The 21537-nt window shown below is 68.7% G+C and carries 18 protein-coding genes, 1 tRNA gene, 1 other RNA gene and 1 pseudogene; 9 read left to right on the plus strand and 12 right to left on the minus strand.

Going from position 1 to position 21537, the window contains the following annotated elements; all coding sequences use genetic code 11:
* Window positions 1–29: 29 nt before the first annotated feature.
* The 4 genes from QFZ29_RS07575 to aceE form a co-directional block, all read right to left on the minus strand.
* Window positions 30–1034, minus strand: a complete 1005-nt coding sequence (locus QFZ29_RS07575) for a beta-ketoacyl-ACP synthase III (protein ID WP_129522089.1) — start codon at window positions 1032–1034, stop codon at window positions 30–32.
* A 26-nt stretch (window positions 1035–1060) separates the two neighbouring features.
* Complete coding sequence (locus QFZ29_RS07580; RefSeq protein ID WP_306893571.1) at window positions 1061–1981, minus strand: ACP S-malonyltransferase; 921 nt, start codon at window positions 1979–1981, stop codon at window positions 1061–1063.
* A 92-nt stretch (window positions 1982–2073) separates the two neighbouring features.
* Window positions 2074–3288, minus strand: a complete 1215-nt coding sequence (locus QFZ29_RS07585; RefSeq protein ID WP_306893572.1) for a PucR family transcriptional regulator — start codon at window positions 3286–3288, stop codon at window positions 2074–2076.
* A gap of 11 nt (window positions 3289–3299) precedes the next feature.
* A complete protein-coding gene (gene aceE, locus QFZ29_RS07590) occupies window positions 3300–6026 on the minus strand; it encodes a pyruvate dehydrogenase (acetyl-transferring), homodimeric type (RefSeq protein WP_306893573.1) in 2727 nt (908 codons plus the stop codon).
* 170 nt (window positions 6027–6196) lie between these two features.
* Between aceE and QFZ29_RS07595 the strand changes: the two genes are divergently transcribed.
* Window positions 6197–6655, plus strand: coding sequence for a peroxiredoxin (locus QFZ29_RS07595; RefSeq protein WP_306893574.1), 459 nt, complete (start codon window positions 6197–6199; stop codon window positions 6653–6655).
* Between the two features lie 45 nt (window positions 6656–6700).
* Here QFZ29_RS07595 and QFZ29_RS07600 read toward each other — a convergent pair whose 3' ends face one another.
* A complete protein-coding gene (locus QFZ29_RS07600; protein ID WP_306893575.1) occupies window positions 6701–7399 on the minus strand; it encodes a hypothetical protein in 699 nt (232 codons plus the stop codon).
* A 51-nt stretch (window positions 7400–7450) separates the two neighbouring features.
* Here QFZ29_RS07600 and QFZ29_RS07605 point away from each other — a divergent pair.
* From QFZ29_RS07605 to rnpB, 4 genes are all read left to right on the plus strand, one after another.
* Window positions 7451–7523: transfer RNA gene (locus QFZ29_RS07605), tRNA-Val, on the plus strand.
* Window positions 7524–7577: 54 nt separating this feature from the next.
* Window positions 7578–8396 carry a Nif3-like dinuclear metal center hexameric protein gene (locus QFZ29_RS07610; protein ID WP_306893576.1) on the plus strand — a complete coding sequence of 273 codons (819 nt, stop codon included), beginning with the start codon at window positions 7578–7580 and terminating at the stop codon, window positions 8394–8396.
* Between the two features lie 61 nt (window positions 8397–8457).
* On the plus strand, window positions 8458–9195 hold the full coding sequence (locus QFZ29_RS07615) for a zinc ribbon domain-containing protein (protein ID WP_306893577.1): 738 nt from the start codon (window positions 8458–8460) through the stop codon (window positions 9193–9195).
* Window positions 9196–9276: 81 nt separating this feature from the next.
* An RNA gene (gene rnpB, locus QFZ29_RS07620) (RNase P RNA component class A) lies at window positions 9277–9669 on the plus strand.
* A gap of 35 nt (window positions 9670–9704) precedes the next feature.
* Here rnpB and ppgK read toward each other — a convergent pair.
* Together ppgK and map are read right to left on the minus strand one after the other, a co-directional pair.
* A complete protein-coding gene (gene ppgK / locus QFZ29_RS07625) occupies window positions 9705–10457 on the minus strand; it encodes a polyphosphate--glucose phosphotransferase (protein WP_306893578.1) in 753 nt (250 codons plus the stop codon).
* 30 nt (window positions 10458–10487) lie between these two features.
* Window positions 10488–11351: a type I methionyl aminopeptidase gene (gene map, locus QFZ29_RS07630; protein WP_306893579.1), complete on the minus strand. Its 864-nt coding sequence runs from the start codon at window positions 11349–11351 to the stop codon at window positions 10488–10490.
* Window positions 11352–11362: 11 nt separating this feature from the next.
* On the opposite strand from map, the gene QFZ29_RS07635 reads away from it, so the two are divergent.
* Complete coding sequence (locus QFZ29_RS07635; RefSeq protein ID WP_306893580.1) at window positions 11363–11548, plus strand: SPOR domain-containing protein; 186 nt, start codon at window positions 11363–11365, stop codon at window positions 11546–11548.
* Window positions 11549–11554: 6 nt separating this feature from the next.
* Here QFZ29_RS07635 and panB read toward each other — a convergent pair whose 3' ends face one another.
* Entirely contained in the window at window positions 11555–12442 is an 888-nt protein-coding gene (gene panB, locus QFZ29_RS07640; protein ID WP_306893581.1) for a 3-methyl-2-oxobutanoate hydroxymethyltransferase, read from the minus strand.
* 86 nt (window positions 12443–12528) lie between these two features.
* Between panB and QFZ29_RS07645 the strand changes: the two genes are divergently transcribed.
* Together QFZ29_RS07645 and QFZ29_RS07650 are read left to right on the plus strand one after the other, a co-directional pair.
* Complete coding sequence (locus QFZ29_RS07645; RefSeq protein WP_306893582.1) at window positions 12529–13866, plus strand: glutamine synthetase family protein; 1338 nt, start codon at window positions 12529–12531, stop codon at window positions 13864–13866.
* A 10-nt stretch (window positions 13867–13876) separates the two neighbouring features.
* The gene (locus QFZ29_RS07650; protein WP_306893583.1) at window positions 13877–16894 is read left to right on the plus strand and encodes a bifunctional [glutamine synthetase] adenylyltransferase/[glutamine synthetase]-adenylyl-L-tyrosine phosphorylase; all 3018 of its coding nucleotides are present in this window, start codon (window positions 13877–13879) and stop codon (window positions 16892–16894) included.
* 108 nt (window positions 16895–17002) lie between these two features.
* Here QFZ29_RS07650 and glnA read toward each other — a convergent pair whose 3' ends face one another.
* On the minus strand, window positions 17003–18427 hold the full coding sequence (gene glnA, locus QFZ29_RS07655) for a type I glutamate--ammonia ligase (RefSeq protein WP_306893584.1): 1425 nt from the start codon (window positions 18425–18427) through the stop codon (window positions 17003–17005).
* Window positions 18428–18567: 140 nt separating this feature from the next.
* On the opposite strand from glnA, the gene QFZ29_RS07660 reads away from it, so the two are divergent.
* Window positions 18568–19002 (plus strand): RDD family protein, encoded by a 435-nt coding sequence (locus tag QFZ29_RS07660; RefSeq protein WP_373426193.1) that lies wholly within the window; start codon window positions 18568–18570, stop codon window positions 19000–19002.
* A 67-nt stretch (window positions 19003–19069) separates the two neighbouring features.
* On the opposite strand, the gene QFZ29_RS07665 is transcribed toward QFZ29_RS07660, so the two are convergent.
* From QFZ29_RS07665 to lipB, 3 genes and pseudogenes are all read right to left on the minus strand, one after another.
* Window positions 19070–19783 carry a DUF4191 domain-containing protein gene (locus tag QFZ29_RS07665; RefSeq protein ID WP_129522073.1) on the minus strand — a complete coding sequence of 238 codons (714 nt, stop codon included), beginning with the start codon at window positions 19781–19783 and terminating at the stop codon, window positions 19070–19072.
* Between the two features lie 73 nt (window positions 19784–19856).
* Window positions 19857–20847, minus strand: a pseudogene (gene lipA / locus QFZ29_RS07670) (lipoyl synthase).
* Window positions 20844–21479, minus strand: a complete 636-nt coding sequence (gene lipB / locus QFZ29_RS07675) for a lipoyl(octanoyl) transferase LipB (protein ID WP_306893585.1) — start codon at window positions 21477–21479, stop codon at window positions 20844–20846. Before lipB ends, lipA begins: the two are co-directional and overlap by 4 nt.
* Window positions 21480–21537 lie beyond the last annotated feature (58 nt).

The following is a 21537-nucleotide window of genomic DNA, read 5'->3' on the forward strand; positions in this document are numbered from 1 at the left end:
CACAGTCTAGATGGACGAGGGTCGGTGGTTCAGGGAAGTACCACCACTTGGGCGCCGAACACGAGTCCGGCGCCGAAGCCGATCTGGAGGGCGAGGCCCCCCGAGAGTTCCGGATGCTCCTCGAGCAACCGGTGGGTCGCGAGGGGAATCGATGCAGCCGACGTGTTGCCGGTCGTGGCGATGTCGCGGGCGATCATGACCGATTCGGGCAGCTTCAACTGCTTCGCGAACTCGTCGACGATGCGCATGTTGGCCTGGTGCGGGATGAAGGCGGCGAGGTCGGCGGCGGTGATGCCAGCGGCATCCAGCGCCTGCTTGGCGACCTTCGCCATGTCCCACACTGCCCACCGGAAGACCGTCTGGCCCTCCTGGCGCAGCGTCGGCCACTCGGCGGCACCGTCGCGGTACTCGGTGAGCGTGGCGTTCATGCCGACGGCGTCGGCCTTCGAGCCATCCGATCCCCAGATGGTGCGAGCGATGCCGGGGAAGTCGCTCGGGCCGATGACGACGGCTCCGGCGCCGTCGCCGAGCAGGAAGGAGATGGAGCGGTCGGTCGGGTCGACGACGTTCGAGAGCTTCTCGGCGCCGACCACGAGCGCGTAGTGGGCGCTGCCGGTGCGAATGAGCGCGTCGGCTTGGGCGATCGCGTAGGCGTAGCCGGCGCATGCGGCGTTGGTGTCGTACGCGGCGGCCGGGTTGGCGCCCACGCGATCGGCCAGGACCGCGGCGATCGAGGGCGTCTGCTGCACGTTCGAGACGGTGGCGACGATGACGAGATCGATGAGCTCGGGCGCGACTCCCGACTTCTCGATGGCCTCGCGCGCAGCATCCGTCGCGAGATCGAGGGCTTCGACGTCGGCGCCGGCGCGGGCGCGGGTGACGATGCCGGTGCGCTGCTGGATCCACTCGTCGGACGAGTTGATCGGGCCCACGAGGTCGTCGTTCGGCACGAGGTTGGCGCCGCGAGCAGCACCGATCGCGTAGATGCGCGTGTAGGCGGGGCCGTGCGACTGCTGGAGGGTGGGTTTCGTCATGCTCGGCTTTCTCGTGTGCGCCCGGCTCAGGCGGCCTGCTCGATGAGGTCGATCGCGGCGGGAAGGTCGTCGGGCGTCTTCACCGCGACGGTCGGCACGCCCTTGAGACCCCGCTTCGCGAGCCCGACGAGGGCGCCAGCCGGGGCGACCTCGATGATGCCGGTGACGCCGGCCGCCGCGAACGCCTCCATGCAGCGGTCCCAGCGCACGGGGGAGGAGACCTGCCCCACGAGCAGGTCGACGAAGGCGGCGCCGGATGCCACGACGCTGCCGTCGCGGTTCGTCCACAGCGTCACGCCGGGGTCGGACACGTCGGAATCGCCCGCGACCGCGGCGAGGCGCTCGACGGCGGGACGCATGTACCGCGTGTGGAAGGCGCCGGCCACCTGCAGCGGGATGACTCGCGCACCGGCCGGCGACTCGTCTTTCAGGCGCTCGAGTGCGTCGAGCGCGCCGGCGACGACGATCTGGCCGCCCCCGTTGAAGTTCGCCGGCTCGAGTCCGAGTTCGTCGAGCCGGGCCACGAGTGCCGTCTCGTCGCCGCCCAGCACCGCGCTCATGCCGGTGGGCTCGAGCGCCGCGGCATCGGCCATGGCCCGCCCGCGTGCGGCGACGAAGCGCATCGCTGCGGTCTCGCTGAGCACTCCGGCGCCTGCGGCTGCCGTGATCTCGCCCACCGAGTGACCGGCGATACCGCCGATGCCCTCGCTGCGACCATCGGCGAGAAGCCGTTCGAGCGTGAGGATGCCGGCCGCGACGATGAGCGGCTGGGCGATCGCGGTGTCGCGGATGGTGTCGGCGTCGCTGACCGTCCCGTGGGATGCGAGGTCGATCCCCGCGGCGTCCGACAACGCGCCCAGGCGCTCGGCATAGGCCGGCTCGGCGAGCCAGGGGGCGAGGAATCCGGGAGTCTGGGAGCCCTGTCCAGGGCAGACGACGACGATCACGGTTTCAAGTCTGCCAATCAGTATCGGGACGGTGGTGTGCCCACGCTACAAGCTCTTCGCGAAAGCCTTGTATCGAAGCCACAGGATGCCGGTCAGCTCGGCGGTCGGCGGCGTGGCGCCTGGTCGTGATCGCTCATCGAGCCGATGATGAGCGCCGCCTGCAGAATGAGCGCCTCGCGGGCGCCCGTGGCATCCCATCCGATCACGTCGGAGACGCGCTTCAGGCGGTAGCGCACGGTGTTCGGGTGCACGAAGAGCTCGCGTGCCGTCGCCTCGAGCGAGCGACCGTTGTCGAGATAGCTCCAGAGCGTCGTGAGGAGTTCGGTGGAGTGGGCCTGCAGCGGCCGATAGATGCGGTGCACGAGCGTGGCACGAGCCAGTGGGTCGCCGGCGAGGGCGCGCTCGGGGAGCAGGTCGTCGGCGTGCACGGGGCGAGGTGCGTGGCGCCATGAACGGGCGACCGCGAACCCCGCAAGCGCGGCCTTCGCGCTCTTCGACGCGTCGACGAGGTTCGGCACCTCGTGACCGAGCACGAGATGACCCGGCCCGAAATGCGGCTCGAGTTGTTCGGCGATCTCCATGAAGGTGAGGGCCGCGGCCGTGCCGATGGCGTCGTCGTTCTCGCGCGTGAGCGGGTCGGCGCGGCCGATCACGAGCACGAGGCGATTGCCCTGCACTCCGATGAGCACGTCGGCGTGCATGTGACGTGCCGCGCGGCGCACGTGGTCGACGTCGAGCTGCTTCGGTGCGGTGCCGACGAGCACGGAGACCTCGCCGTGACCGTGCCAGCCGAGTGCGGCGATGCGGCTCGGAAGCTCGTCGTCGTACTCGCCCGAGAGGATCGAGTCGACCACGAGCGCCTCGAGGCGCGCGTCCCAGAGCCCGCGTGCCTCGGCAGCACGCGCGTACACATCGGCGGCCGCGAACGCGATCTCACGCGAATACAGGAGGATCGCCTCGCGGAGCGGCTCGCTGCCGTCTTTGACGCGTTCCTCGACGACCTCGACGGTGACGCGGATGAGCTGCAGCGTCTGCTGGAGGCTCACCGAACGCAGCAGTTCCCTCGGAGCGGCGCCGAAGACGTCGGCCGCGATCCACGGCGTCGACTTGGGGTCGTCGAACCAGGAGATGAACGACGAGATGCCGGCCTGGGCGACGAGACCCACGGCGGAGCGCCGGCTCGGCGGCATGTCGCCGTACCACGGCAGCGTGTCTTCGAGACGCTTCAGCGTCGCGGTCGACAGCTCACCCGCGATGGTTCGCAACCATGCGAGCGTCTCCGCCTTCGTCTTGGGCCTCGTCGCCACCTCGTCGCCTGCTAGCTCTCGCCGCCGGCCGATCCGGTGGTGCCGGCGTTCACGTCGTGCAGCCGGTACTTCTCGATCGCCTGGGCGGGGAGTGCGCGGTCGACTTCACCACGTTCTGCGAGGAGCTCGAGCGTGCGAACCACGACCGAAGGTCCGTCGATCTTGAAGAAGCGACGAGCCGCGGGGCGCGTGTCGGAGAAGCCGAAGCCGTCGGCACCGAGCGTTGCGAAATCGCCCGGCACGTAGGCGCGGATCTGGTCGGGCACGGCGTGCATGAAGTCCGACACCGCGACGAAGGGCCCCTGGGCGCCCGACAGCTTCTGCGTGAGGTACGACGTGCGGCGCTCGGCGTCGGGGTTCAGGAAGTTGTGCTCGTCGGCGGCGATGCCGTCGCGGCGGAGCTCGGTCCAGCTCGTCACAGACCAGACGTCTGCGGAGACGCCCCAATCCTGGGCGAGCAGCTCCTGCGCCTCGAGAATCCAGGGCACCGAGACGCCCGACGCGAGCAGTTGCGCCTTCGGGCCCTGCGCCGGCGACTCCGCGATGCGGTGGATGCCGCGCACGATACCCTCGACGTCGACGCCCTCGGGCTCGGCCGGCTGAACGAGCGGCTCGTTGTAGACCGTGATGTAGTACATGACGTTCGGATCGGGGTGGGTGCCGCCGTACATGCGGTTGAGGCCCGAGCGCATGATGTGCCCGATCTCGTAGCCGTATGCGGGGTCGTACGACACGACGGCCGGGTTCGTCGACGCGAGGAGCAGTGAGTGCCCGTCGGCGTGCTGGAGTCCTTCGCCGGTGAGGGTCGTTCGGCCCGCGGTCGCGGCGATCATGAAGCCGCGCGCCATCTGGTCGCCCGCGGCCCAGATCGCGTCGCCCGTGCGCTGGAATCCGAACATGGAGTAGAACACGTAGATCGGGATGAGGGGCTCGCCCTCGGTGGAATACGACGTGCCGACGGCGGTGAACGCGGCGAGCGCACCGGCCTCGTTGATGCCGACGTGGATGATCTGTCCCTGCGGGCTCTCCTTGTAGGCGAGGAGGAGCTCGCGGTCGACCGACGTGTAGTGCTGGCCGTTCGGGTTGTAGATCTTCGCGTTCGGGAAGAACGCGTCCATGCCGAAGGTGCGCGCCTCGTCGGGGATGATCGGCACGATGCGGTTGCCGAAGTCCTTGGCGCGCATCAGGTCTTTCAGGATGCGCACGAACGCCATGGTCGTGGCGATCTCCTGCGTGCCGGAACCCTTCTTCGCGATCGCGTACGCGGAGTCGTCGGGCAGCGAGATGGCCGTGTGCTTCGTGCGGCGCTCGGGAAGGTAGCCGCCGAGCGCGCGCCGGCGCTCGTGCAGGTACTGGATCGCCTCGTCCTGGTCGCCGGGCGTGTAGTACGGCGGCAGGTAGGGGTTCTCCTCGAGCTGGGCGTCCGTGATCGGGATGCGCATCGCGTCGCGGAAGGTCTTGAGGTTGTCGAGCGTCATCTTCTTCATCTGGTGGGTCGCATTGCGACCCTCGAACGACGGACCGAGGCCGTAGCCCTTGATGGTCTTCGCGAGGATGACGGTGGGCTGGCCCTTGTGCTCGGCGGCCGCTTTGAACGCGGCGTAGACCTTGCGGTAGTCGTGGCCGCCGCGCTTGAGGCCCCAGACCTCGTCGTCGCTGAGGTGCGACACGAGCTCGAGCGCCCGCGGGTCGCGGCCGAAGAAGTTCTCACGCACGTAGGCGCCCGACTCCGCCTTGTAGGTCTGGTAGTCACCGTCGGGCGTGATGTTCATCAGGTTGCGGAGCGCGCCGTCGTTGTCGCGAGCGAGGAGGTCGTCCCATTCGCGGCCCCAGACGACCTTGATGACGTTCCAGCCGGCACCGCGGAAGAAGCTCTCGAGCTCCTGGATGATCTTGCCGTTGCCTCGCACGGGGCCGTCGAGTCGCTGCAGGTTGCAGTTCACGATGAACGTCAGGTTGTCGAGTCCCTCGTTCGCGGCGACCTGGAGCTGGCCGCGGCTCTCGACCTCGTCCATCTCGCCGTCACCGAGGAAGGCCCAGACGTGCTGGTCGGAGGCGTCCTTGATGCCGCGGTTGGTCAGGTACTTGTTCGCCTGCGCCTGGTAGATCGCATTGATCGGACCGAGGCCCATCGACACCGTCGGGAACTGCCAGAACTCGGGCATGAGCCGCGGGTGCGGGTAGGACGACAGGCCGTTGGGGGCGTGGGACTTCTCCTGGCGGAACCCGTCGAGCTGGTCGGCGCCGAGCCGGCCCTCGAGGAATGCGCGGGCGTAGGTGCCGGGCGACGCGTGGCCCTGGATGAAGATCTGGTCGCCGCCGCCGGGGTGGTCCTGCCCGCGGAAGAAGTGGTTGAAGCCCACTTCGTAGAGCGCTGCGGATGACGCGTACGTCGAGATGTGCCCGCCGACCGCGATGCCGGGGCGCTGGGAGCGGTGCACGAGCATGGCCGCGTTCCAGCGGATCCACGCGCGGTAGCGGCGCTCGATCTCCTCGTCACCCGGGAAGTCGGGCTCGTTCTCGGGCGCGATCGTGTTCAGGTAGTCGGTCGTGGGCACCATCGGCACGCCGAGGTGCAGCTCCTTCGAGCGCTTGAGCAGGCTGAGCATGATCTCGCGCGCCCGCTGGTGGCCCTTCTCGGCGACGAGCGCATCGAGGGATTCGGACCATTCGGATGTCTCGTCGGGATCCGAGTCCATCGCCTCGACCGAGTAGGGGTCCTGGTCGTTGACAGTCACACTCGACCTCTCTTTTCAGCAGATCATGCCTGCGGTGTGGGGCGTGCGCACGACGAAGCGGACCGGATCACGGTCGCATGGCACCACGCCATCCTAGTGATTCTATGCCTGCGCCGCCGGGGCTAGGCTGGGCGCGCGTCCACTCGAACCACCACGAAAGCGCACCGCCCATGATCCTTGCACGAGGGGCCGTCGCCCCCGACTTCGCCCTCGCGAACCAGTTCGGCCAGACGGTGCGGCTCGGCGACTTCACGGGGAGGACGCCCGTCACGCTCGTCTTCTTCCCGCTCGCCTTCTCGCGGGTCTGCCACAGCGAGCTGTGCGAGCTGCGCGACAACTTCTCGATGTTCGAGGCCGCCGGCACCCAGCTCCTCGGCGTCTCGGTCGACTCGAAGCACACGCTCCGCGCATGGGCGGAGGCCGAGTCGTACGGGTTCCCTTTGCTGTCGGACTTCTGGCCGCACGGCGCGGTCGCGGCGTCGTTCGGCGCATTCGACGAGTCGACCGGGCTCGCCCTGCGTGCGACGTTCGTGATCGGGGCCGACGGCATCGTGCGGGAGAGCTTCACGTCGCCGCGCGGCGAGGCCCGCTCGCTCGACCAATACCGCGCAGCGCTCGCAGGGCAGTGACGGAGTCGCGGCGACATCCGCTCTCTGCTCCGCTGCAGGTGGGGCTCAGTCCAGAATGCTGACCGAGCGAGCGATCACGAGAGCGAGGATCACGAATCCGCCGAACGCCTGGAGTCCCATCAACAGCTTCATGCGCTGAGACAGCGGCATCGAGTCGCTCGCGCTGAACGCCATCGAGTTCGAGAGCGACGTGTAGAAGTAGTCGATGAAACTGGGCGTCCAGTCATGAACGGCCGAAGATCGCACCGCGACCTCGGCGACCGCGTCTTCGTCCTCGTCTTGCGAGAAGCGAAGGTCGGCGGCCGGCAACTCGGTCCTTGCCCAGGTCGTCCGCACCACAGGACCACCCCGGTCCATGTCCCAGTACAGCAAAGCGAACCCGATGACATTCGCGACCCACACCTGAAGGGCGGCGATCAGCAGGCCGGGTGCGTCGTGACGCCCCTCCACGAGCTTGAACACGAGCAGCACGAGCGTCACCTGATTCGCGAGGACCAGAAGCAGGGCCAGTCCCACCGACAATGCCCTCGACCATGCCGTCTGACGGATCAGCCGGTGCGGATTGACTGCGACGAGCGGGATCAGCGATGCCAGGCCGGCGCCCACGACCACGAACCTCAGGCCGCCGACCAGTTCGTTCGGCAGGAATGCGTAGAGGGCGAGCGCCGCGAGGAGTCCAACGACCGCCGGCCAGCGATGCTCTGCTTCCGTCGTGCGACTCGGGTGTCTCTGTGCAGCCTCCATGGGCGCGAGTCTAAGGAGGCTCGGATACCATGGGGGTGCGCCGCGCGGCGTGGGCCTTTAGCTCAGTTGGTAGAGCGCCACGTTTACACCGTGGATGTCGTCGGTTCGAGCCCGGCAGGGCCCACTTCACGGTTCGCGCGTCGCGGCCCTCCGACACGGGCGGCGCTAGGCTGGGCGGGTGCCTGCAGTCCTCGCCGAAGTCCTGACGACGGTCGATCGACTCTGGCCGCTCTCCGGCGCCGAAGCGTGGGACGCCCCCGGCCTGGTGACGGGTGACCCCGATGCCTCGGTGCGCCGCATCCTGCTCGCCGTCGATGCCGTGGGAGCCACCGTCGACGAGGCCGTCGATCGTGACGCCGACCTCCTGATCGCCCACCACCCGTTGCTCCTGCGCGGCGTGACGAGCATCGCCGAAGACCGCTACAAGGGCGCGCTCCTCGCGCGGCTCATCAGGGCCGGCTGCGCGCTCGTCGCGGCACACACCAACGCCGACGTCGTCGAGGAGGGCACCTCTGCCGTGCTCGCGGCGCGACTCGAGCTCCTCGACTCGCGGCCGATCGTGCCCGGCACCGATCCTTCCCTGGGGCTCGGCCGTGTCGGCCGGCTCGCGGAGCCCACGACACTCGGCCGCCTGGCGCGTACGCTCGCCGAGCTCCTCCCCGCGACCGCGACCGGTGTGCGGGTGTCGGGCGGGTTCGACGACCACGTGCAGACCATCGCAGTGTGCGGGGGAGCCGGGGACTCCCTGCTCGGCGACCCTGCGGTGCTCGGCGCCGATGTCTACATCACGGCCGACCTCCGCCACCATCCGGCGTCGGAGGCCCGCGAGCAGGCGCTGCTCGCGGGTGGGCCGGCGCTCATCGACGTGTCGCACTGGGCGAGCGAGTGGCTCTGGCTCGATGCAGCGGCGGCCCAGCTGCAGAGCGCCCATCCCGACCTCGAGGTGCTCGTGAGCGACCTCCGCACCGATCCCTGGGACTTCCAGGTCGTGCAATGATGACTCCCTCCATCTCCACCCCCACATCGACCTCCACACCGACCCCCACGAGGAGCACCACGTGAAGGCCACCCCAGCCGAACAGCAGGAACTGCTGCGACTGCAGTCCCTCGACACCCGCCTGCAGCAGATCGCACACCGTCTCGGTTCGCTGCCGCAGTCGGCAGCCCTCGCCGAGCTCGCGACCCGCGATGAGGTCGTGCGCCGTTCGCGCGCCGAGGCGGTCGGCGGTCTCGAAGACGCCCGTACCGAGCTCAAGCGCCTCGAGTCCGACGTCGCCGTCGTCGAGGCGCGCATCAAGCGCGATGGCGAACGGCTGCAGCAGACCTCGTCGGTGAAGGATGTCGCGGGCCTCGAGTCCGAGCTCGCCTCACTGACGAAGCGACTCTCCGATCTCGAGGACATCGAGCTCGCGGTCATGGAGCGTGTCGAGGCGGCCGAGGGCGTCGTCGCCGGAATCGACGAGCAGCGTGCCGCGATCGCGGCCGAGGTCGCGACCCTCGAGGCCGAGCGTGATGCCGCCGCAGCCGAGTTCAACACCGAGCGCGACCACGCCGAACGCGATCGCGGGGTCGTCGCCACGACGTTGCCGCACGATCTCATCGCCCTCTACGAGCAGCGCCGTGTGCGCGGTGGTGGCGTCGGCGCGGCGCACCTGCGCCAGCGCACGTGCGGCGGGTGCACGATCACGTTCACGGGTTCCGATCTCGAGAGCGTGCGGCGAGCGGCATCCGACGACGTGCTGTTCTGCCCTGAGTGCGACCGGATCCTCGTGCGCACCGACGAATCCGGCCTCTGACGCCGCGACTGCTCGTCGTGGTGGCGGACCCCTGACCATGGATCTGGGGTCCGGGTTCGGGCTGTACACTTGACTTGCGAGTGGGTCGGCAAGACGGTCGCGTCATCCGGTGGCTGCTTCTTCGGAAGCACCGGCGGATGCCGAGGAACGTCCGGGCTCCACAGGGCAGGACGGTGGGTAACACCCACCCGGGGCAACCCGCGAGACAGTGCCACAGAAAGCAGACCGCCGCAGGCTCGCCTGCGGTAAGGGTGAAACGGTGGGGTAAGAGCCCACCAGCGGTCACGGTGACGTGGCCGGCTCGGTAAACCTCGTCCGGAGCAAGGTCAGACAGGGAACCATGGGGCTGCCCGCCCCGTTCCCGGGTAGACCGCTGGAGGGCTGCGGCAACGTAGTCCCGAGAGAGATGGCCGTCCAGCGCTGCATCCTCGGATGCCGCGTGAACAGAACCCGGCGTATCAGCCGGCCCATTCGCCCCAAACGCGCGGCGCCCCTAACGTGCGGCGCCCCTAACGTGCAGCGAGCGCCGCCGCGCCGAGAATCCCGGCGTTGTTGCGGTGCACCGCCGGCACGATCGGCGTCGTGAGCTTGAGCAGCGGCAGGAACTGCTCGTGGTGCTTCGAGACGCCCCCTCCGACGACGAGGAGGTCGGGCGTGAACAGGAACTCGACCGTGTCGAAGAACCGCTGCAGCCGTGCCGCCCATTCCTTCCAGCTGAGCGACTCGCGCTCCATCGCCGAATACGCGGCGCGCTTCTCGGCGTGCACGCCGTCGACCTCCATGTGGCCGAGTTCGGTGTTCGGCACGAGCACGCCGTCGTAGATGAAGGCCGTGCCGATGCCGGTGCCGAGCGTCGCGAGGATGACGAGACCGTCGACGCCGACGGCGGCGCCGTAGCGCGACTCGGCGAAGCCCGCGGCATCCGCGTCGTTGATGAAGTGGATCTCGCGACCGAGTTCCTTCTCGAACAGCTCCTCGGCGGGCAGGCCGATCCAATCTTCTGAGATGTTCGCCGCCGAGAGGGTGTAGCCGTGCTTCACGACCGACGGGAAGCACACTCCGAGGGGCAGCGTGGGGCCCGCGTCGGAGGCGATCACGGCGAGGAGTTCGTCGGTGGCCTCGAGGATGTCGGCGGGCCGCCCGCCCTCGGGAGTCGCGACCTTCCGGCGCTCGGTGAGGAGCTCTCCGGTGCCGAGGTCGACGACTGCCCCCTTGATGCCCGTGCCGCCGATGTCGATGCCGATCGCGTGCTCACTCGCCATGGCGCCACACTATCGCGTCGGCGGATGCGCTCAGGGCAGGGTCAGGATGTCGGCGCCGCGTTCCGTGACCACGAGCGTGTGCTCGAACTGTGCGGTGAGCGATCCGTCGCGAGTGACGACGGTCCACTCGTCGGGCCAGAGGTCCCACTCGATGCCGCCGATGGTGAGCATCGGCTCGATGGTGAAGACCATGCCCGGCTCCATCACGGTGTCGAACTCTGGGGCGTCGTAGTGGGGGATGATGAGGCCCGAGTGGAAGGCGCGGCCCACGCCGTGACCGGTGTAGTCGCGGACCACGCCGTAGCCGAATCGGCGGGCGTAGGCCTCGATCGCGCGACCGATGACGTTGACCTGGCGGCCGGGCGCCACGGCGCGGATGCCGCGCGCGAGCGCCTCGCGCGTCCGCTCCACGAGGAGTGCAGCCTCCTCCCTCGTCTCGCCGACGAGGAACGTGTGGTTCAGGTCGCCGTGGAACCCGTCGAGGTAGGCGGTGACGTCGATGTTGACGAGGTCGCCGTCGCCGAGCACGGTGTCGTCGGGGATGCCGTGGCAGATGACCTCGTTCACCGATGTGCACGACGACTTCGGGAAGCCGCGGTAGCCGAGCGTCGACGGGTACGCCCCGTGCCCGACCACGTACTCGTGCACGATGCGGTCGAGTTCCTCGGTCGTGACGCCCGGACGGATGGCGGCTGCCGCGGCTTCGATCGCCCGTGCCGCCACTCGCCCTGCAGCGCGGACTCCCTCGACCTCGGCGGGGGAGTACAGGTCGCCGCCGGTGTACGGCGAGGGAGCTCGCCTGCCGACGTACTCGGGGCGACGGATCTCGGCGGGAACGGCTCGCGTCGGCGACAGGCGGCCGGGGATCAGGGTGCCGTGGGCGTTCTTGGGCATAGGATCAGCCTATGGCCGAGGACGTCGAGCACTTGTTCTGGTACAACATGCGAACCGGCGAGGTGGAGCACGGCTTCGAGTCGCCCTCCGTCGATCGGGTCGGCCCGTTCGAGACGCGAGCCGAGGCCGAGCATGCGCTCGAGATCCTGCGGGCGAACAGCGCCAAATGGGCCGAGGAAGAGGCCGCCGAGGAGTAGCCCCGGCTATTCGTAGCTGTGCTCGCTGTTCGGGTAGCTGCCCGACTCGACGTCCTCACGCCACTCCTTCGCCGCCGAGCTGAGGATGCCCGAGAGGTTCGCGTACTGCTTCACGAACTTCGGCACGCGCCCGATCGTGAGGCCCGCCCAGTCGGTCCAGACGAGCAACTGCCCGTCGGTGTAGGGACCCGCCCCGACGCTGATGGTGGGAATCTGGAGCATCTCGGTGACCTGCCGGGCCGCGTCGGCCGGCACCATCTCGAGGACGACTGCGAAGGCACCTGCATCCTGAACGGCCTTCGCATCAGCGAGGAGCCGCTTGACGCCCTCGCCCCGGCCCTGGATGACGTGGCCGCCGAGTCCGTGCTCGCTCTGCGGGGTGTAGCCGATGTGGGCCATCACGGGAATTCCGGCCTGCACGATGCGGCGGATCTGCTTCTGGCTGCGTTCGCCGCCCTCGAGCTTCACGGCGTGCGCCCCGGTCTCCTTCATGAATCGCACGGCGGTGTGGAGCGCGTCCTCAGGGCCGTTCTCATAGGAGCCGAACGGCATGTCGGCGACGACGAAGGCGCGCTTGACGGCGCCCGCGACCGCGCGCGTGAGCGGAATCAGGTCGTCGACCCTGACCGGCAGGGTGGTCTCGTAGCCGAGCACGTTGTTGCCGGCGGAGTCGCCCACGAGCAGGAAGTCGATTCCGGCCTCGTCGAAGATGCGCGCGGTGAGCTGGTCATAGCTCGTGAGCCCGGTGATCTTGATGCCGTCGCGCTTCGCATTCTGGAAGTGCCTCGTGCGCACCCTCTTGGGTCCGCCGGTCGCGGCTGTGCCGCCGTACGGGTTCTGCTCGACTCCCGTCGAGGTGTCGGATGCTGCGGTCTTCGCGGGCTGGTCGGACATGTCGCCAGTCTCGCACACGGCACAGGCACGAGCGGCGTGCCGTGGGTTCGCGAGCCAGTACCCTAGAGGAGCGAGAGAGGGTGTGGATGGATAAGCAGCGCGACTTCGTTCTCCGGACCATCGAGGAACGGGGAGTCAAGTTCGTCAGACTCTGGTTCACCGACGTCGTCGGGACTCTGAAATCGGTGGCGATCGCGCCGGCCGAGGTAGAGGGTGCCTTCACGGAGGGCATCGGATTCGACGGGTCGGCGATCGAGGGACTCAGTCGTTCCTTCGAGTCCGATCTGCTCGCCTACCCCGATCCCACGACGTTCCAGACGCTGCCGTGGCGGGGCGACATCGATCCGACGGCGCGCATGTTCTGCGACATCACGACACCCGACGGCGAACCGGCCGTCGCTGATCCGCGCAACGTCCTGAAGCGCACGCTCGCGCGTGCCGCCGACCGCGGGTTCACGTTCTACACGCATCCCGAGATCGAGTTCTACCTCCTGAAGTCGTCGAAGTACGGCGAGGAGGGGCCGATCCCGGTCGATTCCGCCGGCTACTTCGACAACGTTCCCGGTGGCACGGCGCACGACTTCCGCCGCCGCTCGGTGCGGATGCTGGAAGACCTCGGCATCTCGGTCGAGTTCAGCCACCACGAGGCGGGTCCCGGCCAGAACGAGATCGACCTCCGGTACGCCGACGCGCTCACAACCGCCGACAACATCATGACCTTCCGCACGGTCATCAAAGAGGTGGCGATCGAGCAGGGCGTCTATGCGACGTTCATGCCGAAACCCTTCTCCGACAAGCCGGGCTCGGGCATGCACACGCACCTGTCCCTCTTCGAGGGCGATGCCAACGCGTTCTACGAGCCGGGCTCCCAGTACCAGCTCTCGAAGATCGGTCGCCAGTTCATCGCCGGCCTGCTTCGTCACTCGTCCGAGATCTCGGCGGTCACGAACCAGTTCGTGAACTCGTACAAGCGTCTCTGGGGCGGCGACGAGGCGCCGAGCTTCGTCTGCTGGGGCCACAACAATCGCTCCGCGCTCGTGCGCGTGCCGCTCTACAAGCCCAACAAGGGGCAGAGCGCGCGGGTCGAGTACCGTGCGATCGACTCGGCCGCGAACCCGTACCTCTCGTTCTCGCTGCTTCTCGCCGCGGGCATGAAGGGCATCGAAGAGGGCTACGAGCTCCCGGCAGAGGCCGAAGACGACGTGTGGGCCCTCACCGACAGCGAGCGTCGCGCGCTCGGCTACAACCCGCTGCCCGCGAGTCTCGATCACGCGATCGAGTTCATGGAGGAGTCCGAGCTCGTCGCCGAGACGCTCGGCGAGCAGGTCTTCAACTTCGTGCTCGCGAACAAGCGCGCGGAATGGCGCGACTACCGCTCCCAGGTCACGCCGTTCGAGCTGCAGCGTAATCTCGAGATCCTCTGACCGGTTGCGGATGTCACGCCAGGCTCCCACTCTCGGCGGGCTCGCGCGAGCGGGATTCGACGGTCTCGAGCGAGCAGCGGCCGACCTCGCCGAACTCGCGTCGACGACGGGAACCGACAGCGAGTCGCTGCTCGCGGCGTTCTCGCACGCCGGGAATCCCGACGAAGCACTCGGCGCGGTGCGCCGACTGCGAGATCGGGCGCCTGACGAGGTGACCGCGGTGCTCGGCGACGATGCGTCGGCCAAGCGGATGGCGCGCCTGCTCGGCGCGTCGCGCGGGTTCGCGGACTTCCTGCTGCGGCATCCGGCCGAGCTCGCCGTGTTCGGTCAGGTGCCGTCGCCCCCGCCGAGTGTCGCGGAAGCGAGAGTGGCGCTCGTCGCGGCGGTTGATGGGCCGTCGACGGCATCCGGTGATCCGGCCGAAACCGCTGCGAACGCGCTCCGGGTCGGCTACCGGCGTGTTCTGGCCGCCATCGCGATCTACGACCTGACGCGTGGCGACGCGATCGAGGCCGTCGACACGGTTGCAGCCGGGCTGGCCGACCTCGCCGGTGCCACGCTCGATGCTGCGCTCGCGATCGCTCGCCGCACCGTGAGCCGCCGCGACGCCGAGCCGGCGGCGCCGGGCCGGTTCCCAGCCGCCGAGGTCGCCGCGACGCGACTGGCGATCATCGGCATGGGCAAGGCGGGCGCTCGTGAACTCAACTACGTGAGCGACGTCGACGTGATCTTCGTCGCCGAGTCGGCAGATGAGGCGGTGGTGAGTACGCCTCGTGCGATCGAGATCGCCACACGGCTCGCGATGCTCGCGATGCGGGCCATCGGTGAACCGGGCATCGAACCCCCGCTGTGGGAAGTCGATCCGAACCTGCGGCCAGAGGGCAAGAACGGTGCGCTCGTGCGCACCCTCGACTCACACCTGCAGTACTACGACCGCTGGGCCAAGAGCTGGGAGTTCCAGGCGCTCCTCAAGGCCAGGCCGCTCGCGGGCGACGAGGAGCTCGGTGAACGGTACGCCGCGGGCGTCGCGCCGAAGGTCTGGTCGAGCTCGAGTCGCGAGGGGTTCGTGGAGTCGGTGCAGCGCATGCGCGAACGCGTGACGGAGCACATCCCGCCGAACGAGGTCGAGGTGCAGGTGAAGCTCGGCCCGGGCGGGCTGCGTGACATCGAGTTCACGGTGCAGCTCCTGCAACTCGTGCATGGGGCGACCGACGTCGAGATCCGTCAGGGCGGCACGCTGCTTGCACTCGAGGCGCTCGCCCAGCGGGGGTACGTCGGCCGGGAGGAGGCCGCGGAGTTCGCCCGCCACTACCGCATCCTTCGCGTGCTCGAGCATCGCCTCCAGCTCGACCGACTCCGACGCACGCACCTCATGCCGCGCGACGAGGGCAGTCTGCGGGTACTCGCCCGGGCCTCGGGGCTCGCACGAGACGCCGCCGAGCTCACGCGAGTGTGGCAGGCGACGCGGCAGCGCGTGCGAGGCCTGCACGAGCGACTCTTCTACCGGCCGCTCCTCTCGGCCGTCGCGGCACTGCCCGCGTCGGGGCTCGAGTTGACGAGCGAACAGGCAGCTGCCCGCCTCGCGGCGATCGGCTTCCTCGACCCGCGCGGCGCGCTCGCGCACATCGGCGCCCTCACGGCGGGCGTCTCCCGTCGCGCGGCGATCCAGCGCAACCTCATGCCCGTGCTCATCTCATGGTTCGCCGACGGCGCCGATCCCGACTACGGGCTCCTGTCGTTCCGCCGGCTCAGCGACACGCTCGGCACCACCCACTGGTATCTCAGGCTCCTCCGCGACTCGTCCGATGCAGCCCTGCGTCTTACTCGAGTGCTCTCGGGCTCCCGATTCGTCGGTGAGCTTCTCGAGCGCATTCCCGAGGCGGTGGCGTGGCTCGAAGACGTCGACGAACTGCGGCCCCGCTCACTCGCCGCCCTCGAAGACCAGACTCGCGCGGTGCTGGCCCGGCATGACGACCGCGATGCGGCGGCGAACGTGCTGCGCGCCATCCGTCGCCGCGAGGTGCTGCGTCTCGCCCTCTCGGCGATCCTCGACATCTGCACCGTCGAGGAGCTCGGCCGCGGGCTCAGCGACGTCACCGAGAGCCATATCTCGGCACTCGTGTCGGCGATCCGGGGGAGCGAGGCCGACGGCATCGAGTTCGCCGTCATCGGCATGGGACGCTTCGGCGGCCGCGAACTCGGCATCGGCTCCGACGCCGATGTCGTCTACGTGTTCAGGGCGACGGATGCCGCGCCGGAAGACGCACAGGCGCGCGCGCTCCGCATCGTCGCCGAGCTCGTGCGCCTCAGCGAAGACACTCGGCTGCCGTTCGATCTCGACGCCGACCTGCGACCCGAGGGCCGCAACGGCGTCGTCGCCCGCTCCCTCGACGCGTACCGCGCCTACTACGCGCGCTGGTCGCTCACGTGGGAGGCGCAGGCCCTGCTCCGCGCCCGCGGTGTCGCCGGCGACGCCGCCCTCATCCGCGACTTCACCGAACTCGCCGACTCCGTGCGCTACCCGGCCGGCATCTCCGAGCAGGACGTGCGCGAGGTGAAGCGCATCAAGGCGCGGGTCGAGAGGGAGCGGCTTCCGCAAGGGGCCGACCCCACCCGGCACCTGAAGCTCGGCCGCGGTTCGCTGAGCGATGTGGAGTGGTTCGTGCAGCTCGTGCAGCTGCAGCACGCCGCCGCGGTTCCGGCGCTGCGCACGCCGTCGACCCTCGAGGCGCTCGCGAGCGCGGTCGAACATCGGCTCATCGCGGCATCCGATGCCGAGACGCTGCGTGCCGCCTGGGTGTTCGCCTCACGAGCCCGATCGTCGCTCACGCTGTGGCTCGACCGCACGACTGACGTGCTACCGGTGGAACGATCGCAGCTCGAGGGCGTCGCGCGCATCATGGGCTATCCACCGGGCTCGGCGACGGCGCTCGAGCACGACTACCTGCAGCTCACCCGTCGTTCGCGCGCGGTGTTCGAACGCGGCTTCTACGGGATCGAACCGCGCCGCGAGCCGACCACGTCCTGAGCGCGTTCGACCGATTCCGCGCTGCGATGCCCGGGAGCTGAATCGGCCATTCCATGCGAAAGGGCCCGCACCGCTGCTGCGATACGGGCCCTTCCGGGTCGGGTGAGATCAGACGCCGTAGTACAGCTCGTACTCGAACGGGTGCGGACGCTGAGCGAGGGGCTTCAGCTCCTTCTCGCGCTTGTAGTCGATCCAGGTCTCGATGAGCTCCTTGGTGAACACGCCGCCCTCGAGGAGGAAGTCGTGGTCAGCCTCGAGCGCCTCGAGTGCTGCACCGAGCGAGCCCGGCACCTGCGGGATCGACTTGGCTTCCTCGGGGGGAAGCTCGTAGAGGTCCTTGTCGACGGGCTCGTGGGGCTCGATGCGGTTCTTGATGCCGTCGAGGCCGGCCATGAGCTGGGCGGCGAACGCGAGGTACGGGTTGCCCGAGGCGTCGGGCGCGCGGAACTCGATGCGCTTGGCCTTGGGGTTGGTGCCCGTGATCGGGATGCGGATCGACGCGGAGCGGTTGCCCGCCGAGTATACGAGGTTGACGGGTGCCTCGAAGCCGGGCACGAGGCGGTGGTAGGAGTTCACCGTCGGGTTCGTGAAGGCGAGCACTGCGGGTGCGTGCTTCAGGATGCCGCCGATGTACCAGCGTGCGAGGTCGGAGAGCCCGCCGTAGCCGGCCTCGTCGTAGAACAGCGGCGTGCCGTCGTTCCAGAGGGACTGGTGGGTGTGCATGCCCGAGCCGTTGTCGCCGAAGAGGGGCTTCGGCATGAAGGTGGCCGTCTTGCCCCACTCGTTCGCCGTGTTCTTGACGATGTACTTGAACTTGAGGATGTCGTCGGCCGCGTGCACCATCGTGTCGAACCGGTAGTTGATCTCGCCCTGGCCGGCGGTGCCCACCTCGTGGTGGCTGCGCTCGAGGATGAGGCCGGCGTCGATGAGCTTGAGGCAGATGTCGTCGCGGAGGTCGGCGTGCTGGTCGACGGGGGAGACCGGGAAGTAGCCGCCCTTGTAGGGGGTCTTGTTGGCGAGGTTGCCGCCCTCTTCGGTGCGTCCCGAGTTCCAGGCGCCCTCGCTCGAGTCGACCGAGTAGAAGCTCGAGTGCTGGTCGACGTGGTAGCGCACGTCGTCGAAGATGTAGAACTCGGCCTCGGGTGCGAAGTAGGCGGTGTCGGCGATGCCGGTCGAGGCGAGGTACTTCTCGGCCTTCTTCGCGACCTGGCGCGGGTCTTTCGCATAGATCTCGCCGTTGCGCGGGTTGTAGATGTCGAACACCATGATCAGGGTGCGCTCGGCGCGGAACGGGTCGACGTACGCCGTCGACACGTCGGGGATGAGCTGCATGTCGGACTCGTGGATGTTCGCGAATCCGCGGATCGAGGAGCCGTCGAAGAGCTGGCCGACCGTGAAGAAGTCCTCATCGACGGTCGAGGCCGGGATGTTGAAGTGCTGCTGCACACCCGGGAGATCGGTGAAACGGATGTCGAGGAACTTGACATCCGTGTCTTTGATGAACTTGAGCACTTCAGACGAATCACTGAACATGTGACGAAACTCCAAGGGGGCGCGGGTGGACCGAACGGACTTGCACAGTCGGTAGTCGACGCTATCGAGCCGCCGTTTCCCTACCGTGACGTGAATGTTTCGGCCATGTTACGCGACGCCGCGGTCGGTAGACTCGACTGGTGCCAGACGCGAAACCGCAGACCTTCGGAGATCTCGAGCCGAGCCGCTGGCCGGGGGAGCGGCTGGGGCTTCCCAAGAGCGGTCCCGGTTCCGTGGCCCGCGTCGGGCGGCGCATCGGGGGCCTGCTCATCGACTGGGCGAGCGCCATGCTCCTCGCGCTGCTGTTCACGCCCTACGAGTCCGTCGCCTACACCTGGGTCACGCCGATCGTGTTCGGGGTGCTCCAGGTGATCTTCATCCCGACGCTCGGCGGTAGCATCGGGCATCGGGCCGTGGGCTTGCGGGTCGTGCCGCTCACCGGCGGCTGGATCGGCGTGTGGCGCCCGGTCGTGCGCACCGCGCTCCTCGTCTTCGTGGTGCCGGCACTCGTGTGGGACTCCGACCAGCGCGGCTTCCACGACAAGATCGCCGGCACCGTGCTCGTCCGCGCCTGATCGACACTGCGCAAGACGACGAAAGCGGCATCCGCCGATCGACGGATGCCGCTTCGAATCGCTCGGTTCAGCGTGCCTTGCCGCGCTGGGGGCGTGCCTTCATCGGGTCGATGCCCTTGGGGATCGGCAACGAGCTCTGCAGGGAGTTCAGGCGATTCGAGACCGCGAGCACCTCGGGCTTCGTGAGCGTGCGCTTGGTCTTGCGCAGGGTCGCCGGAAGCCGGTACAACTCGACCGTTCCCTCGTCGTGGCCGACCGAGATGAGCGTGATCGGCACGTTCGGTAGCACGCGTGAGACCTTGCGCTGCTCGTCGTCGAGCATGCGCTTGGTGCGTGAGACCGGGCCCTCGCTGATGAGCGCCACGCCGCCACGGCCCACCGCGCGGTAGACGGCGTCTTGCGTCTTGCCGTTCACGGCCACGGGCATCTCGTTGCCGATCCAGCCGCCGCGGAGACCGCTGCGGAGCACCGCACCGACCGCGCCGGGCTGGCCGTCGATCTGCGAATACGCGGCCCGCTCGGCCCTGCGGCCGAGGATGACGAGCGCGATGAGCAGGCCGGCGAGCACACCCGCGATGATCCAGAGGGCGATCGTGAACCCGTTGCCCTCGCCGAGCAGGAGCGCGACGGCGAGGCCCACGAGCACAGGCGCGAGGAAGGCCAGGAGCATGAGCCACTGCGCAGTCGGGTCGTAGCGGCGGGTCATCTGGAAGACCTGCCACATCTGCTTCATGCGGCCGGGCTCCTTGGGAGCGGACGGCTTGTCCTTGGTGCGTGCCATGGTGTCAAGGATACCGGCGAGTCGGACCGCCTCCGACCGTGTTCTCGACGGGCGGAGGCGGAATCCGGATCCCTCAGCCGACCGCCTGGGCGAACCCGAGCGACGAGTCTGCAAGATGCGAGAGCGACTCCGGAAGCGGTCGCCCCTTGGCGCGCATCGACTGCGCCCAGAGCCGGCCTGCACGGTACGACGATCGCACGAGCGGTCCGGCGAGCACCCCGAGGAATCCGATCTCCTCGGCCTCCTCCTTGATCTCGACGAACTCCTCTGGCCGCACCCACCGCGCGACGGGGAGGTGCCGCGGGCTCGGCCGCAGGTACTGCGTCACGGTGATGATGTCGGTGCCCGCGTCGTGGAGGTCGCGCAGAGCCTCGGAGACCTCTTCACGCTCCTCGCCCATGCCGAGGATCAGGTTCGACTTGGTGATGAGGCCGGCATCGCGACCCTGCGTGATCACGTCGAGCGATCGCTCGTACCGGAACGCCGGCCGGATGCGCTTGAAGATCCGGGGCACCGTCTCGACGTTGTGCGCGAACACCTCGGGGCGGGGCCGAGAACACCTCGGCGAGGTGGTCGGGGTTGCCCGAGAAGTCAGGCACCAGGATCTCCACGCCGGTGCCCGGCGTGTGGGCATGGATCTGCCGGATCGTCTCGGCATAGAGCCATGCGCCCTCGTCGGGCAGGTCGTCGCGGGCGACACCGGTGACCGTCGCGTAGCGCAGCTGCATCCGTTCGACGGACTCCGCCACCCGGCGCGGCTCGTCGACGTCGTAGTCGGCCGGCTTTCCCGTGTCGATCTGGCAGAAGTCGCAGCGTCTCGTGCACTGGGACCCGCCGATGAGGAAGGTCGCCTCGCGGTCCTCCCAGCACTCGTAGATGTTGGGACAGCCGGCCTCCTGGCAGACGGTGTGGAGGTCCTCGCTCTTCACGAGCGACTGCAGTGCGCGGTACTCGGGCCCCATCTTCGCGCGCGTCTTGATCCATTCGGGCTTGCGCTCGATCGGGGTCTCGGCGTTGCGGACTTCGAGGCGCAGCATCCGGCGCCCATCAGGTGCGGTGCTCATGCGGTGACCGCCGCCTCGGCGAGGAAGCGTTCGGTGACCGGCGCGACGAGGTCTTCTGGATCGACCGTGCGACCGAGTTCGCGGGAGATCGTCGTGACCCCGGCGTCTCGGATGCCGCATGCCACGATCCGTTCGTATGGGTCGAGCGAATTGCTGCAGTTCAGGGCGAATCCGTGCATGGTCACCCCGTCGGCCACTCGGATGCCGATGGCCGCGATCTTGTTCTCGAAGCCGGGTGGACCGACCCAGACCCCCGACCGGCGGTCGACGCGACGGCCGTCGATGCCGAGGTCAGCCAGCACGTCGATGAGGAGCCCCTCGAGGCGCCGCACGTAGCCGACGACGTCGATCGGCTCCTCGAGCCGAAGGATCGGATACCCGACGAGCTGACCCGGACCATGCCATGTGATCTTGCCGCCGCGATCGACGTCGATGACGGGCGTTCCGTCAGTGGGTCGCTCTTCGGGGGCTGTGCGTTTGCCGGCGGTGTAGACGGAGGGGTGCTCCAGGAGGATGACGGTGTCGGGGCGTTCGCCCCTGACGACCGCGCGATGGACGGCGCGCTGAAGGTCGAGACCCTCGATGTACGGCACGGAGTTGGCGCTTAGCCCCGCGACGACGAAGTCGAGCATGCCGACCAGTCTAGGGCGACTCGTCCTCGACAACCGGCACCCGGTGGCGATCAGCCGG

The sequence above is a fragment of the Agromyces albus genome (assembly GCF_030815405.1).
GTDB classification, from domain to species: domain Bacteria; phylum Actinomycetota; class Actinomycetes; order Actinomycetales; family Microbacteriaceae; genus Agromyces; species Agromyces albus_A.